Source organism: Burkholderia sp. MSMB1072 (assembly GCF_001524725.1).
Lineage (GTDB): Bacteria > Pseudomonadota > Gammaproteobacteria > Burkholderiales > Burkholderiaceae > Burkholderia.
The window spans coordinates 94,787-110,473 of record NZ_LOYC01000010.1; the positions used below are offsets into that span (position 1 = coordinate 94,787).

13 protein-coding genes and 1 tRNA gene are annotated in these 15,687 nt (G+C 66.4%); 7 read left to right on the forward strand and 7 right to left on the reverse strand.

The genetic code is table 11. From position 1 onward, the window contains the following. Positions 1-288: 288 nt before the first annotated feature. The gene (locus tag WS89_RS05520; RefSeq protein ID WP_059789787.1) at positions 289-2,646 is read right to left on the reverse strand and encodes an AsmA family protein; all 2,358 of its coding nucleotides are present in this window, start codon (positions 2,644-2,646) and stop codon (positions 289-291) included. Positions 2,647-2,828: 182 nt separating this feature from the next. Here WS89_RS05520 and WS89_RS05525 point away from each other — a divergent pair, with 182 nt between their 5' ends. Next, positions 2,829-3,401: a ferritin-like domain-containing protein gene (locus WS89_RS05525; protein ID WP_034207163.1), complete on the forward strand. Its 573-nt coding sequence runs from the start codon at positions 2,829-2,831 to the stop codon at positions 3,399-3,401. A 229-nt stretch (positions 3,402-3,630) separates the two neighbouring features. Here the strand turns inward: WS89_RS05525 and WS89_RS05530 are convergent. Then, positions 3,631-3,717 (reverse strand) — tRNA-Leu (locus tag WS89_RS05530). A 252-nt stretch (positions 3,718-3,969) separates the two neighbouring features. On the opposite strand from WS89_RS05530, the gene rnr reads away from it, so the two are divergent. From rnr to WS89_RS05560, 6 genes are all read left to right on the forward strand, one after another. After that, positions 3,970-6,441: a ribonuclease R gene (gene rnr / locus WS89_RS05535; protein ID WP_059789788.1), complete on the forward strand. Its 2,472-nt coding sequence runs from the start codon at positions 3,970-3,972 to the stop codon at positions 6,439-6,441. Positions 6,442-6,589: 148 nt separating this feature from the next. After that, on the forward strand, positions 6,590-7,333 hold the full coding sequence (rlmB, locus tag WS89_RS05540; RefSeq protein ID WP_059499012.1) for a 23S rRNA (guanosine(2251)-2'-O)-methyltransferase RlmB: 744 nt from the start codon (positions 6,590-6,592) through the stop codon (positions 7,331-7,333). A gap of 82 nt (positions 7,334-7,415) precedes the next feature. Next, positions 7,416-8,288, forward strand: coding sequence for an N-acetylmuramoyl-L-alanine amidase (locus WS89_RS05545; protein ID WP_059789789.1), 873 nt, complete (start codon positions 7,416-7,418; stop codon positions 8,286-8,288). 92 nt (positions 8,289-8,380) lie between these two features. Next, entirely contained in the window at positions 8,381-9,076 is a 696-nt protein-coding gene (gene rpiA / locus WS89_RS05550) for a ribose-5-phosphate isomerase RpiA (RefSeq protein WP_059499010.1), read from the forward strand. A 280-nt stretch (positions 9,077-9,356) separates the two neighbouring features. Then, positions 9,357-10,073: a FadR/GntR family transcriptional regulator gene (locus WS89_RS05555; protein WP_059789790.1), complete on the forward strand. Its 717-nt coding sequence runs from the start codon at positions 9,357-9,359 to the stop codon at positions 10,071-10,073. A 98-nt stretch (positions 10,074-10,171) separates the two neighbouring features. After that, entirely contained in the window at positions 10,172-11,158 is a 987-nt protein-coding gene (locus WS89_RS05560; RefSeq protein WP_059789791.1) for a Gfo/Idh/MocA family protein, read from the forward strand. A gap of 52 nt (positions 11,159-11,210) precedes the next feature. On the opposite strand, the gene WS89_RS05565 is transcribed toward WS89_RS05560, so the two are convergent. The 5 genes from WS89_RS05565 to aat all read right to left on the reverse strand — a co-directional run bounded on the left by WS89_RS05565 (position 11,211) and on the right by aat (position 15,683). Beyond that, positions 11,211-11,903 carry an amino acid ABC transporter permease gene (locus WS89_RS05565; protein WP_006484207.1) on the reverse strand — a complete coding sequence of 231 codons (693 nt, stop codon included), beginning with the start codon at positions 11,901-11,903 and terminating at the stop codon, positions 11,211-11,213. Between the two features lie 122 nt (positions 11,904-12,025). Next, positions 12,026-12,820 carry a cystine ABC transporter substrate-binding protein gene (locus WS89_RS05570; RefSeq protein WP_034207169.1) on the reverse strand — a complete coding sequence of 265 codons (795 nt, stop codon included), beginning with the start codon at positions 12,818-12,820 and terminating at the stop codon, positions 12,026-12,028. Between the two features lie 99 nt (positions 12,821-12,919). Beyond that, on the reverse strand, positions 12,920-13,957 hold the full coding sequence (locus WS89_RS05575) for a quinone-dependent dihydroorotate dehydrogenase (protein ID WP_027807358.1): 1,038 nt from the start codon (positions 13,955-13,957) through the stop codon (positions 12,920-12,922). Positions 13,958-14,054: 97 nt separating this feature from the next. Beyond that, entirely contained in the window at positions 14,055-14,885 is an 831-nt protein-coding gene (locus tag WS89_RS05580; protein ID WP_059789792.1) for an arginyltransferase, read from the reverse strand. A gap of 33 nt (positions 14,886-14,918) precedes the next feature. Then, positions 14,919-15,683, reverse strand: a complete 765-nt coding sequence (aat, locus tag WS89_RS05585) for a leucyl/phenylalanyl-tRNA--protein transferase (protein WP_059789793.1) — start codon at positions 15,681-15,683, stop codon at positions 14,919-14,921. Between the last annotated feature and the right edge of the window lie 4 nt (positions 15,684-15,687).

The following is a 15,687-nucleotide window of genomic DNA, read 5'->3' on the forward strand; positions in this document are numbered from 1 at the left end:
GTACTGTTCGCACGCAGCCCGCGCTGGCGGGGCGGGCTCACCGCGAGGGTGGCAACGAGATCGTCACGGTCGCCGCGGCCCGCAATGCGCAGTACCGACGGCGCGCGGTATCGGTCGGTTCCTGCCTCGCCGCTGAGTCAGGCCGGGCGATCGCCGCTCCAGCCGCCTCGTTGCGGCAGCCGGCAATGGGCGGCATCGAATTCCCCCAACGCGCGAAGCTCGTGCCCGGCGGCGAATCGTCAGCCGTTCCGTGTTCGGGCGGAACGATCGCCGGTACAACGACGAGAGTCAGCGAGTTGTCTTGGGCAACGGCATGCCGAGGGCGGAGGAATGAGTCGCGTCCCCGACCGGCGTGCCCGGCGGCAGGCGCAGCCCTTTGGCCTTCTTGCGTTGGCCCGGCGGCGGCGCGGTCGGTTGCTGCGACTGCATCGCCGCGATCAGTTGCCGGCACGGCAGTGGTTTGTGGTTGCTCGGCGCGATCAACGGAATCAGCGCGGCGAATGGATTGACGATGCCGAGGCCGACCATCGCGCCGCCGCGTAGCGCGAGCGCGGTCGGGTTCACGCCGACGTGCGGATTCTTGAAGGTACCCCTGACGTAGAGCGGCGAGCGCAGCGTGAAAATGCGGAAGCCCTTCGTGTGCGGGTGTACGCCGAGATCCATCGTTTCGTTCTTCATGTTCACCTTGCCGTCGATGTTGATGACGGCGTCGTCCGTGTCGAGTGCGAACGCATGCGAATCGAGCACGCCATCGGTGACCACGAAATCGGCGGCCGCGCAGTTGATGTGCACGGTGCGATCTCCATACAGCTTTTCGTAGACGACATTCGCGACGTTCAGGCCCGCGGCTTCCATGAGCAGTCGGCTCAGCACGCCGTCGGTGACGAGCAGCTTCACCTCGCCGTTGGAGCTGGCTGCGAGCGCCGCCGGCGTGTTGCCGGTCGCGGACAACTGCGCGTCGCCATTGACTTCACCGAGCGCGCTCTGCATCGTCTTCACGGTCGGCAGCAGCTGCTTCAGCTTGAGATGGCGCACGCGCGTCGACGCGCGTGCCTTGAGCGGCCGCTCGCGGCCGTCGAGATGAAGGTCCGACGCGATCGAGCCACCCGCGACGCCGAACTTGAGCGGCTCCAGCGACAGCACGCCATCGGTCATCACGATGTGCGTGTACAGATCCGTAATGGGCAGCGCCGGATCCTTGATGATGCGGCGGCCCGTGAATTTCACGTCGGCATCGATCGCCTTCCAGCGCTCGGTCCGGAAGCCTTCGACAGGCAGGGCCTTGTTCGGCGGCTGACGCGCGCTGTCGCCGCGCCTGGCTTTGCTCGCGTTGCTGTCCGCGCCGACCACCGGTGCCAGATCCTTGAACTGCAGAAGATTCGAGACCACCTCGCCCGTGAGCAGCGGCCGCGGTGCGCGTTGCGTATAGATCAGCGTGCCGTCGAGATCGCTGCCGCCCACGCGGCTTGAAAATTTTTCATAATGGAACACGCTGCCGCCGGGTTTGATGTTGCCCGTCAGATGACCCTCCGTGGCGTAGGGCGGGGTCTTGGGAAGCGTGATGCCCGTCAATTGATACAGGCGATCGAGGCTCGAGCCTTGCAGCCACAGGCGCAAATCGACGGCAGCCAGATGGGCGGGGTCGGTGACGGTACCGACCAGTGAAACATGCAGGTCGCCGGCCTTGACGTCGGCCTGTACCGGGACGGGCCGCGACGCATCCTGCAGCGCGAGCACGCCGCCGAGCTTGCCGTTACCCGACAACGCCGAATGCTTGTAGCTGCCTGTCGCTGTCCAGCCGATGCCGTATTGCGGCTCGCCCGTCTGTTGCGTGACGGCGGCAGCCGTTCCGCTTGCGGGCGGCTGGGCAGCCGAAGCGGGGCTTCCGGGCGTGGTCGGCGCTGCCGATACACCGGATGCTGCCGACGCCGCAGATGCCGCCGCTTGCGCTTGCGTGCTCAGCTTTTGCGCGCCTCGCTTGCCGACCACTTCGGCCGACGCACTGCGCGACTTGTTTTCCTGCTGTTTCAGGGCTTCGCCGATCGGGATCGCATGGCCGAGCGTGTTGACCGTCGCCTGCATCGCCACGTCTTTTTGCTGGTCGAACAGCGCGATGCTGCCCTGGTCGAGCCGGATGTCGTGCAGGTCGAGTTTCCACTCGAGCGGGTGCGCGGAGGACTTGAGCTTGAAGGTCCAGTTGTTTCGTCCGTCGGCGACGCGTTCGAGGTCGATGGAAGGACTCACCAGATGGATGACCGGAATGACGATGTCGTGCGTGATCAGCGGAAGCAGCTTCACCTGGAAGTCGATTTCGTCGAGCGTGGCGAAGTACCGCTGTTTCGTCCAGTCCGGGTTCGCGATCGTGATGTTTCGCGCCGCAAAGGTAGGCCAGAGAACCCACGCACGCCAGCCGGTTTCGCCGCTGGCGCGATGCCAGCTCACGGTCAGGTCGCCGTTGATCGTGAACGTACGACCGATCGCGGCGCTCACCTTGTCGTCGACCATGGGCCGTGCCCGATTCCAGTCGAACGTGAAAATGAACAGCGCGATCGCCGCGATCAGAATGATCAGTACTGCGACGAGCCATGCAACGACTTTGCCTGCCATTCTGGCGATCGTCATTCCGGACGCGTTCGGTAAGGCCATGGCGAAGGTCTTGAGATTTGCGGTCCGGCCCCCTCACGGGCCGGCCTTCGGCAGGAAGGCAGCAATTGCCGTACCGCGGGCGGGCCTGTCCGCTGCGGGATGGTCGAGCAGTACCGGGCAGGTATCGATTTTGCTGTCCAAGGCGGGCAGCAGATTTTCTTACCGGATAAAGGAGCAGATCGATGACGAAATCACCTGCAACCCATGACGCGGTACCTGAATCCAGCGACCCGTTCGTGCTGGACCTCAAGAAAATTCGCGAAGACGCGCGCAAGCACATGTCGGACGGCCCGGTCACGCAAACGTACGGCGCGGACCGCACCAAGGTGCTGAAGCTGCTCAACGACGCGCTGGCGACCGAGATCGTCTGCACGCTGCGTTACAAGCGGCATTACTTCATGGCCAGGGGCATCAATTCCGAAGCCGTGGCGCAGGAATTCGCGCAGCATGCGACCGAAGAGCAGGAGCACGCCGACCGGATCGCCGAGCGCATCGTGCAGCTCGGCGGCGAACCCGATTTCGCGCCGGACGGCCTGAAAACGCGTGCGCATTCGGAGTACCGGGAAGGCACGGACCTGACCAGCATGATCGGCGAGAATCTGGTCGCCGAGCGGATCGCCATCGACACGTATCGGGAGATCATCCGCTACCTCGGCGAGAAGGATGTCACGACGCGCCGGCTGTTCGAGGAGATTCTCGCGGTCGAGGAAGAACATGCCGACGATATGGCCGATCTGCTCCAGGGGCGTGGATAGTCCGTTGAAGGCGTAATGGCGGAGAAGTCGGGCAAGGCGCTTGCGAGGCCGGGCGGTAGCGCGGGAAAGGCGCCCGGCCGGGCCGTGCGTTCCGGGAGAATGTCTTCAGCCCACGGACGCGCCGGGAAGCGCGAGGCCTGCGCACCTTCGTACAAGTATGCGGGCGCGGTGTTTCCCGAGCTTGAAATGAAAAAAAGGTCGGCTGAAAGCCGACCTTTTTAAAAACAGATGGTGCCCAGGAGAGGACTCGAACCTCCACGATGTTGCCACCGCTAGGACCTGAACCTAGTGCGTCTACCAATTCCGCCACCTGGGCACGTTTTGCAGTAGCTGCTTGCTGCAAAGAAGCGAAATTATAGCGCCCCAATTATTCCTGTCAACACCTTTTTGCGGCGCATCGCAAACCGGCCGCCACCGTGCGCGGCCGCGGCATTCCCCGTCATTTGGCGACACGGGCGGGTGATAGAATGACCCGCCGCCGTCAATATAGAACTGTCTCGGACGGACACCTCTATGTTGATGCCGTGCACCATCGGTCAACGCAACGAGAACAATCATCGACAAACCCTTGAGCAAATATCCGTACCCCATTCCGAGCCGTGAAGAGATTCTCGGCGTGCTGCGTACGAGCGACGCGCCGCTGGCCGCCAACGACATCGCCGAAGCCCTGTCGATCAAGCGTCAGGAGCGCGAGGGGTTCTTCCGGCGTGTCGCCGCGATGGAGCGCGACGGCCAGATCCGCCTCGACAAGCGCGGCCACTACCAGTTGACTCATCCGTCGAATTTCGTCGCGGGGCGTGTGCAGGGGCATCGCGACGGCTACGGGTTCGTGATCCGCGACGACGGCCAGGACGATCTGTTTCTGCCGAACGGCGAAATGCAGAAGGTGATGCACAACGACCGTGTGCTCGCGCGGATCGTCGGCTACGATCGCCGCGGCCGGCCGGAAGGTCATGTCGTCGAAGTCACCGAGCGCGCGAACAAGCGCGTCATCGGCCGCCTGCTGAACGAGAACGGCGCACTGATCGTCGCGCCGGAAGACAAGCGTATCGGCCACGACATCCTGATCACGCAGAACGTGAAGAAGGCGAAGGTCGGGCAGGTCGTCGTCGTCGAACTGACCGATTTCCCGAGCCGCCATTCGCAGCCGCTCGGCCGTGTCGTCGAAGTGCTCGGCGATATCGACGATCCGGGCATGGAAATCGAAATCGCGGTGCGCAAGTACGGCGTGCCGCACGAATTCAGCCAGCCGGCGCTCGACGAAGCCGCTGCGCTGCCCGACAAGGTGCGGCCGGCCGACCTGCGCTTCCGCGTCGACCTGCGCGACGTGCCGCTCGTGACGATCGACGGCGAGGACGCCCGCGACTTCGACGACGCCGTCTACTGCGAGCCGGTCAAGGTCGGCCGCGGCGACGGCTTCCGGCTGATCGTCGCGATCGCCGACGTGTCGCACTACGTCCAGCCGGGTAGCGGGCTCGATGCCGACGCGCTCGAGCGCAGCACGTCGGTCTACTTCCCGCGCCGCGTGATCCCGATGCTGCCGGAGAAGCTGTCGAACGGCCTCTGTTCGCTGAATCCGCAGGTCGACCGCTGCGTGCTCGCGTGCGACATGGTGATCACCGCGCGCGGCGAGATCAAGGCATACCAGTTCTATCCGGCCGTGATCCATTCGGCGGCGCGCCTGACGTACACCGAAGTCGCGGCCGTGCTGTCGAACACGAAGGGGCCGGAGGCTGCGCGCCGCGCCGATCTGCTGCCGCACCTGCAGGATCTGTACGGCGTCTACAAGTCGCTGTTCGCCGCGCGGCAAAAGCGCGGTGCGATCGACTTCGACACGACCGAGACCTACATCGTCTGCAACTCGCAGGGCAAGATCGAGCAGATCGTGCCGCGTCAGCGCAACGACGCGCACAAGCTGATCGAGGAATGCATGCTGGCCGCGAACGTCTGCGCGGCCGATTTCCTGAAGCGCAACAAGCATCCGGGCCTGTACCGCGTGCACGCGGGGCCGACGCCGGAAAAGCTCGAGAACCTGCGCGCGTTCCTGCGCGGCATGGGTCTGTCGCTCGGCGGCGGCGACAAGCCGCATGCGAGCGACTACGCGGCGCTGATGGCGCAGATCCGCGACCGGCCGGACGCGCAGATGCTGCAGCCGATGCTGCTGCGCTCGATGCAGCAGGCCGTCTACAGCCCGGACAACATCGGCCACTTCGGTCTCGCGTACGAGGCATACGCGCACTTCACGAGCCCGATCCGCCGCTATCCGGACCTGCTCACGCACCGCGCGATCTACGCGATCCTGTCGGGCAAGAAGTACGTGCCGAAGGCGCCGGAAGGCTTCGAGCTGAACACCGCGCTGTCGCCGCGCGCCCGCGCGATGCAGCAGGCCGACGACGAAGCGCGCGGCCGCTCGCGTTCGAACACGGCGATCTGGGAAGAGCTCGGCCTGCACTGCTCGGCGAACGAACGCCGCGCGGACGAAGCGTCGCGCGACGTCGAAGCGTGGCTCAAGTGCTACTTCATGCGCGACAAGCTCGGCGAGGAGTACGGCGGGATGGTGAACGGCGTGACGTCGTTCGGCATCTTCGTGCAACTCGACACGCTGTTCATCGAAGGGCTCGTGCACGTGACGGAGCTTGGCTCGGACTACTTCCAGTACGACGAGATCAAGAACGAGCTGCGCGGCGAACGCACGGGCATCCGCTATCGCCTGTCGGATCGCGTGCGCGTGCAGGTGAGCCGCGTCGATCTCGATGCGCGCAAGATCGATTTCCGGCTCGTGCGCGATACGCCGGTGAAGGCGCCGCGTCCGTCGCCCGCGCCGGCCGCTGGCGTCGATCGCAACGGCAGCGGCCCGCGCGTGCGCGCGCTGCCGCCGACGGAGGAAACCGTGCCGCGCCGCAAGACGGCCGCGAGCGCGCCGAGCGTCGCGGTGAAGGAAGCGCGCGCCGCGCGTGGCGCCGCGAAGAAGAAGGGCGGTGGCGGCGGTGCGTCGGCGAAGCCGGCCGCGAAGAAGGCCCGCGCCCGCAAGAAGTATTGAGCGTTCGGGGCGGCGCAAGCGCACGCCCTGCAGTATCGAGAGACGCCGCGTCACCGGTCATCGGCCGGCCACGCGGCGCTTTCCTTTTCCATGGATCGCGGCTGCGCATGTCGCGCGGCCGCACGTTTGATCGAAGGTTGTTCCAGTCATGTCACGTCTGAAGGTTCTTTACGGTTTTCATGCGGTGACCGCACGTATGCGGCACGATGCATCGACGGTGGCGGAGGTGCTGTACGACCAGACGCGCCGCGACCGCCGCATGCAGGAGTTCCTGCACGCCGCGAAGGAAGCGGGCGTGCGGCTGATCGCGGCCGACGAAACGCGCCTGTGGGGCCTCGCGCATACCGAGCGCCACCAGGGCGTCGTCGCGCGCGTCGAGGACATGCCGCTCGCGCAGAACCTGTCCGAACTGCTCGACGGCATCAACGGGCCCGCGCTGCTGCTCGTGCTCGACGGCGTCACCGATCCGCACAACCTCGGCGCGTGCCTGCGGGTCGCCGATTCGGCCGGCGCGCACGCGGTGATCGCGCCGCGCGACCGGGCGGTGGGCCTGAACGCGACCGCGGCCAAGGTGGCGAGCGGCGCGGCCGATACGGTGCCGTACATCACGGTGACGAACCTGGCCCGCGCGCTGCGCGAGCTGAAGGAAGCCGGCGTGTGGATCATCGGCACGTCGGACGAGGCGCCGGCGACGCTCTACGAGACGAAGCTCGACGGCCCGGTCGCGCTCGTGATGGGCGCGGAAGGCGAAGGCATGCGCCGGCTCACGCGCGACACCTGCGACGAAGTGATGAGCATCCCGATGGCCGGCAGCGTGGAAAGCCTGAACGTGTCGGTCGCGAGCGGCGTGTGCCTGTACGAAGCCGTGCGCCAGCGACGCGCGAAGGGCTGACCCCGAGGCTGACCCGACCGAGGGCCGGCCCGTCCCGCGCGCGACGCGTGCCCCGATGCAAGCTCTCCGGAATCCGAGACCGATGACCCTGTTCCGTGTCGGCGTTTCCTGCGCCGTGCTCGGCCTGCTGGCGGCCTGTACGTCGCCGACGCTCGTCGATCGCGGCGCCTACTACGCCGACACGAGCTTGCATGCGCGCGGCGCCGATTCGCGGATCCGCTTTCTCGTGATGCATTACACCGAAAGCGACGAGGCGAAATCGCTGCGCACGCTGACCGGCGAGTCGGTCAGCGTGCATTACGTCATCCCGCCGCAGCCGCGCACCGAGCGCGGGATGCCCGTCGTCTACCAGCTCGTTCCGGAAGCACGGCGCGCGTGGCACGCGGGTATCAGCGAATGGCAGGGCACGACCGAGCTGAACGCGGTGTCGATCGGCATCGAGAACGTGAACCGCGGCCCACTCGATCCGCAGCAACGCACCTGGCAGCCGTATCCGCCCGAACAGGTCGGCGCGCTGATCCACCTGTCGAAGGACATCGTCGCGCGCTACGGGATTGCGCCGACGCGCGTGGTCGGGCACAGCGACATCGCGCCGCAACGCAAGATCGATCCCGGGCCGCTGTTCCCGTGGCATGCGCTCGCGCAAGCCGGCGTCGGCGCATGGCCGGACGACGCGACCGTCGCGGCACGGCTCGGCGGCCGCGATCCGCACGCGCCGGTCGACGTGCGGGAACTGCAGCTCAAGCTCGCACGCTACGGCTACGACGTGCCGACCGACGGCGTGCTCGACACGCGCACGCGGCGCGTGTTCGCCGCGTTCCAGATGCATTTCCGGCCGTCCGACTACGCGGGCAACCCGGACGCGGAAAGCGACGCGATCGCGCAGGCGCTGCTCGACAAGTACTTCCCCGGCACGCAAGCGGCGGACCCCGCGCCGGCCGCCGACACGCACTGAATACGCGGCGCATCGGCCGCCGAAAAACGCAGGGCGGTCCGCCGACTCCGGTAAACTGGCGGTTTTCCGCAATCCCGCAGCATTACCACGCCATGACTCAAGACGAACTCAAACGCCTCGTCGGCCAGGCCGCCGCCGATTACGTGATCCAGAACGTACCCGAAGGTGCGGTGATCGGTGTCGGCACCGGCTCGACCGCCAACTGCTTCATCGACGCGCTCGCCGCCGTCAAATCGCGCTATCGCGGCGCCGTGTCGAGCTCGGTTGCCACGACCGAACGCCTGAAATCGCACGGCATCAAGGTGTTCGACCTGAACGAGATCGAGTCGCTTCAGGTGTACGTCGACGGCGCCGACGAGATCGACGCGAGCGGTGCGATGATCAAGGGCGGCGGCGGCGCGCTGACGCGCGAGAAGATCGTCGCGTCGGTGGCCGACACGTTCGTGTGCATCGCGGACGCCAGCAAGCGCGTGCCGGTGCTCGGCGCATTCCCGCTGCCGATCGAGGTTGTGCCGATGGCGCGCACGGCGATCGGCCGGCGCGTGACCGCGCTCGGCGGCGTGCCCGTGCTGCGCGTGACGAAGGACGGCGCGCCCTACATCACGGACAACGGCAACGAGATCATCGACGTGAAGGGCCTGCAGATCGCCGATCCGCGCGGTTTCGAAGCGCAGGTGAACGCATGGCCGGGCGTCGTGACGGTCGGCCTGTTCGCCGAGCGCGGCGCGAATCTGTGCTTGCTCGGCACGGAAAACGGCGTTGAAACGATCGTTTATCCGGCTGGCTGAATCTGAATGAGAAGCAGTCCGTAACGGCGCGCTATCTGCCGTCACGGATTGGATATATAAATCTTGTGGAAACCGGGGTCCGGCAGGCGCGGCGCGCTTCCCGGGCCTTTTTTTTAGCCGTATAAATCACCTCGTTCAAAAGAGGGATAACCCTGTCAGGTGTTTACCAGATAGCGAAATATCGTCGAACTCATCAACTTATAGATCATAAGAACAGTAGTAACCAGGGCCGGCGGAACTGCGGAGCAGGTGTTCGCAAATCGACGCACGGGGAGGTGTCATGGAGCAGGGCAAAGACCGGTCACTGGTCGCCAAAGTGATGGATGGGCTTGTCGCGGGTATCGTCGAAGACAAGTACGGCGGCATCTTGCCGTCACAGGACGTGCTGTCGAAAGAGTTCGACGTGAGCCGCACGGTGATGCGGGAAGCGTTGTCGATGTTGCTTGCGCGCGACATGCTCGACGTGCGTCCGAAAGTCGGTACGCGCGTGCGGCCGATGCGCGACTGGCGGATGATCGACGAAGACGTCGTGAGTTGGCGATTCCGGGCAAAGCCCGATCCGCAGTTCATGCGCGACGTCATCGAATTCCGGATGCTGATCGAACCACGCGCGACCGCGCAGGCGGCGGTGCGTGCGACGGCGGCCGACATCGCGGGCATTCGCGAAGCGTTCGATGCGTTCAAGGTGCTGCAGCCGGGCGACCCCGGCTACGACACGGCGGACGAGCTGCTGCATACGCGGATCGTCCAGGCGAGCGGCAATCAGTTCTTCCAGCAGATGGCGGCGATCGTGCGCGGGGCAGTGCGTCTCGTGAATCCGCGCGTCGTGCAGAAGGAAGGCGCGCACGACATCGCGGTGAAGGCGCATGCGCGCGTCGTCGATGCGATCGAACGGCGCGACCCGCGCGAAGCCGAAGCGGCCTCGCTCGCGCTGATCGATTTCAGCGCGGACGAGATTTCGCGCGATTTCTCGGTCGACGTGCCGGTGCGTGCCTGACGTTGCGCGTATCGCTCATCCGTGTGCCGGGCCGTTTATCATGACGGCCGGCCGGCAGCGTGCCGGCAACCGTCATACGACCGACACGGAAGATCAGGATGAACGACAACGACCATCGCCCGGTGCGCTTCGGCATCGTCGGTGCAGGCAGCATTGCGCGCCGCTTCGCGCAAAGCCTCGCGCACGTGCCGGGCGCCACGCTCGCTGGCGTCTGGGCCCGCCGCGCCGATGCAGCGGCCGCCTTCTGCGAGACTTACGGCGGCGCGCCTGCCGCGCGCCTCGATGCGCTCCTCTCGAGCGATATCGACGCGGTCTACATCGCGACGCTCCATGACAGTCACGCGCAGTACACGCTGGCCGCATTGGCTGCCGGCAAGGCCGTGCTGTGCGAGAAACCCGCGGCGCTGAACGCCGTGCAACTCGACACGGTGCTGCACGCGGCGCGCGATGCCGGGCTGCTCTTCATGGAGGCGATGAAGCCGCCGTTCTTCCCGCTGTACCGTCAGTTGCGCGCGCACCTGCGTGACGATCCGATCGGCGAGATCCGGCTCGTGCGAGCCGGCTGCGCGTCGTCGTCGGTGCCGGGGGACCATTCCGTCTATCGGCTCGATTGCGCGGGCGGCGCGCTGCTCGATATCGGCATCTACGAGGCGTTCCTTGCCGTCGACTGGCTCGGCGCGGCGCGCGACGTGCAGACGCTCGGCCGCGTCGGCGCGACGGGTGTCGACCTGTTCGCGAGCCTGAACAGCGTGCATGCGAACGGCGGGATCGCGCAGCTCTTTTGCGGCCTCGACGTGATGGGGCGCGGCGACGCGCTCATTGCCGCGGCGGGCGGCCACGTGACGATTCACGAGAAGTGGTGGAACCCCGCGCGTGCGACGATCCGCTACGCGGACGGGCGCACCGTCGAACTCGACGCGCCGGTCGACGGCGGTGGGCTGAACTACGAAACCGCGCATTTCTGCGACCTGCTGCGCGCGGGCGAGACCGAAAGCCCGATCATGACGCACGACCATTCGCGGCAGATGATCGCGATGACCGACGCGGCGCGCGCCGTGCTCGGCGTGCGTTATTCGGGCGAGTAAGCGGGAAGAAGGGTGCCGGGCCCGCGAGCGTGGCCCGGCGCAACTGCGCGGCTCAGTGCCGCGACGGCAGCGACAGGCGCTTTTCGTACCAGCGCTGCACCCATTCGAGGATCTGGCACAGGATCCAGTACACGGCCGCGGCGGCGAGATAGAGCGGCAGCGGCTGATAGGTGGCCGCGATCACTTCCTGCGCGCTGCGCAGCAGTTCGGTCACGGTGATCACCGATACGAGCGACGTGTCCTTGATCAGGCTGATCAGGCTGTTCGACAGGCTCGGCACCGCGATGCGCAGCGCCTGCGGGCCGATCACGTAGCGCAGCGTCTGCCCCCACGACAGCCCGAGGCTGTACGCGGCGAGCCACTGGCCGCGCGCGATCCCGTTGATCGCGCCGCGCATGCTTTCCGACATGTAGGCTGCAACGTTCGCGGACAGCGCGATCACGCCGGCCGGCGTCGGATCGAGCGAGATGCCGAGGCTCGGCAGCCCGTAATAGATGACGAAGATCTGCACGAGCAGCGGCGTGCCGCGCATCAGGCTCACGTACGCGCGCGCCAGCCACGCGAGCGCGTTGACCCAGATGCGCTCGAAGCCGTCGAGCGCTTCGCTTTGCCGGATGCCCATCATCGCGAGCACGACGGCGCCAAGCAGGCCGAACACCATCGACAGCACGGCGAACTTGACGGTCAGAACGGCACCCTGGGCGAGCACCGGCAGCGATTGGACGAGCAGGGACGTTGTCGACATGGAATACGAAGCGAATGCGTGCGCGAAAGCGCAATCATAAACCGGACCGATAAAACAAAGGGCGGCATCGTTGCGGATGCCGCCCTTTCCGGCCCGCCGTCGGGCGGGAAATGCAGGCGTGCTTACTTGATCGGTTTCGTCACGTCGATGCCGAACCACTTGTCGGAAATCTTCGTGAACGTGCCGTCGGCCTCGAGTTGCGCCATCGCGTCGTCGATCGCCTTCTGGAACTTCGGGTTGCCCTTCTTGAACGGGATGCCCGACGGGTTCGCCGAGCCGACGTTCGCGCCCGGGCGCAACGGCAGATCGGAATTCTTCGTCAGGTACGCGAGCATCAGGCGGTCGTTGAGCGCCGCGTCGAGGCGGCCGGCCGCGAGATCGCGCAGGTACTCGGGCGCGCCCGGATACGTCTTCACGTCGATGCCCGGCACCGATTTCGCCATGTCCATGTAGTTCGTGCCGAGCGCGACGCCGAGCTTCTTGCCCTTCAGGTCTTCCAGCGACTTGAACTGGCGCGTGTCGTCCTTGCGCTGGATCAGCTGCGCGGACGAGTACGTGTACGCCGGCGAGAAGTCGAGCGTTTCCTTGCGCTTGTCGGTGATGCCGACCTGGTTGGCGATCACGTCGAACTTGCCGGCCTGCAGGCCCGCGATGATGCCGCTCCATTCGGTCGTCACGAATTCGGCCTTCACGCCGAGCTTCGCCGCGACGGCTTTCGCGATGTCGACGTCGAAGCCGACGAGTTCGCCTTGCGGGCTCTTCGAGTTGAACGGCGGGAACGTGCCTTCGAGGCCGACCCGCAGCGTGCCGCGTTGCTTGACCTGATCGAGGAGGTCGGCCGCATGCGCGGTTGCCGCAGCGAACGACGTGCCGATCACGCCGGCCACCAGCAGCTTCTTCAGCAGCGAAAATTTCATCGTGTGTTCCTTGCCCTGTCCGGGTCAATGAGTCGGATAGTGAGACCTATAATAGCAAAAATGCTATCGATATCTAAATATCGTTTGCTTATGACTATATTACGCGCTGCGTTCGCGGGCAATCGCCTTCACGCACTCCGACACGAGTGCCGGGCCGCGATAGATGAAACCGGTATAGAGCTGGACGAGCGCCGCGCCGGCCGCCAGCTTCGCGCGCGCGTCCTCGCCCGAGAAAATGCCGCCGACGCCGATGATCGGCACGTCGTTGCCGACTTCCGCATGCAGCTTGCGGATCACTTCGTTCGACGCATCGAACACGGGGCGGCCCGACAGGCCACCGGCTTCGTCCGCGTGCGGCAGGCCCTGGACGGCCGCGCGCGACAGCGTCGTATTGGTGGCGATGACCGCTTCGATCTTGTGGCGCAGCAGCGTGTCGCCGATTTCCTTGACCTGTTCGTCGTCGAGATCGGGCGCGATCTTCAGCGCGAGCGGCACGAGCTTGCCGTGCAGGTCGGCGAGGCGCTGCTGCTTGTCCTTCAGCGCGGCGAGCAGCGCGTCGAGTTCGCCCGCGCCCTGCAACTGGCGCAGGTTCTTCGTGTTCGGCGACGAGATGTTGATCGTCACGTAGCTCGCGAACGGGTACACGCGCTCGAGGCAGTACAGGTAATCCTCGGCCGCGCGCTCGATCGGCGTGTCGGCGTTCTTGCCAATGTTCAGGCCGAGGATGCCGCGATAGCGGGCGGCCTGGACGTTCTTCACGAACTGGTCGACGCCGTGGTTGTTGAAGCCCATCCGGTTGATCAGCGCCTCGGCCTGCGGCAGCCGGAACATCCGCGGGCGCGGATTGCCGGGCTGCGGGCGCGGCGTGACCGTGCCGACCTCGATGAAGCCGAAACCGAGCGCCGCGAGGCCGTCGATGGCCGCGCCATCCTTGTCGAGGCCGGCCGCGAGGCCGACCGGGTTGCGGAACGTGAGCCCCATCACGGTGCGCGGCGCGTCGGGCACGCGGGCCGACAGCGCGCAGGCGAGGCCTGTGCGGCCGGCCGCGCCGAGCGCGCGCAGCGTAAGGTGGTGAGCGTCTTCCGCATCCATTTTGAACAGGGATGCGCGGGCCAGCGGGTAGAGGGAACTGAACACGGGAATGGGGCGGACAGCCGAATGAATGACAACCCGCTATTTTACCGGGAGTTGCACGGCACGGGCGAGCTTCGCTCCGTAGCCGCCGCGACGCGCGTCAGCCCGTGCCGGAATGCCCGCCCGGCAATGGCGCGCGCGCCAGCGCCGCGTCGACGGGCGGCAGGTCGAACCGTTCCGGGTCGAGCGCCTTCCAGCGGCCGTCGATCAGTCCTTCGAGCGGATGGAAGTTCGCCTTGTAGGCCATCTTCGGGCTCTCGCGGATCCAGTAGCCGAGGTACACGTAGGGCAGCCCGAGGCTCTTCGCCTGTTCGATCTGCCAAAGGATGTTGTAGGTACCGTAGCTCGTGTGCCGGTCGTCGGGCTCGAAGAACGTGTACACCGACGACAGCCCGTCGCCGAGGATGTCGATCATGCTGACCATCCGCAGCTTGCCGGGCTCGCCGCCCGGCGCGTCGAGGTCGCGGAATTCGACGAGGCGCGAATTGATCCGGCTTTGCAGCAGGAACTGTTCGTACTGGTCGCGGCTGTCGCGATCCATGCCGCCGCCCGCGTGGCGCGCGGACTGGTAGCGCATGTAGAGCGCGTAATGCTCTTCGTCGTAGTGCAGCGGCGAGACCGTCGCGACCAGCGCGCGGTGCCGCTTCCACATCCTGCGCTGCGTGCGCGTGGGCACGAACTCGCCGGCCGGCACGCGCACCGGCACGCATGCGCGGCAGCCGTCGCAGTACGGGCGGTACGTGAAGACGCCCGAGCGGCGGAAGCCGGCCTTCACGAGTTCGGTGTAGATGTCGGAATTGATCAGGTGGCTCGGCGTCGCGACTTGCGAGCGCGCGATGCGGCCGTCCAGATAGCTGCACGGATAGGGCGCCGTTGCATAGAATTGCAGCGCCGAAAGCGGTGAAAGCGGCAGCTCAGTCGGGTGAGTCATGGGCAGCTCTCGATGCAGGGAAGGAGTGCCGCGCTAGCGCTCGGTCCCGGAGGGCGCCGCCGTTTCGGCGGAGCTCGTCAGCGCGGCGAGCACGCGCTTGTCGAACTGCCACGGAATCGGCGGTTCGGCTACCGCGCGGCGCACGTGAGCGACAAAGGCCTTGCGTGCGATCTCGCGGCCGCCGAGCGACGCTAGATGCGACGTATTCTGCTGGCAGTCTATCATTTCCAGCCCCTGCTCGCGAAGGTGTGCGACGAGCGCGGCCAGCGCGATTTTCGACGCATCGGTCACGTCCGCATACATCGACTCGCCGAAAAACATCCGGCCGAACGAGACGCCGTAGAGGCCGCCGACGCGGCGCCCGCCGCGCCACGTCTCGATGCTGTGCGCGTTGCCGGTGCGGTAGAGCGACGTATAGGCGTCGATGATCTCGGCGGTGATCCAGGTGCCGCGCTGCCCGCGGCGCGGCGCCTGCGCGCACGCGCGCATCACGCCGGGAAAATCGTGATCGACGCGCACCTCCCATTCCGGCTCGCGCAGCACGCGCTTGAGCGTCTTGCGCAGCGACGGCGCGACCTTGAATTCGGCCGGCACGAGGATCATGCGCGGGTCGGGGCTCCACCACAGCACCGGCTGGCCGTCCGAGTACCACGGGAAGATGCCGCGCAGGTAGGCGTCGATGAGGCGCGACGGCAGCAGGTCGGCGCTCGCGGCGAGTAGCCCGGGGGCGCCGGTCGCGGGACCGAGCGCGCGTTCGATGGACGGAAACGGATCGTCCGGACCGAGCCAGGGAACCATGGGT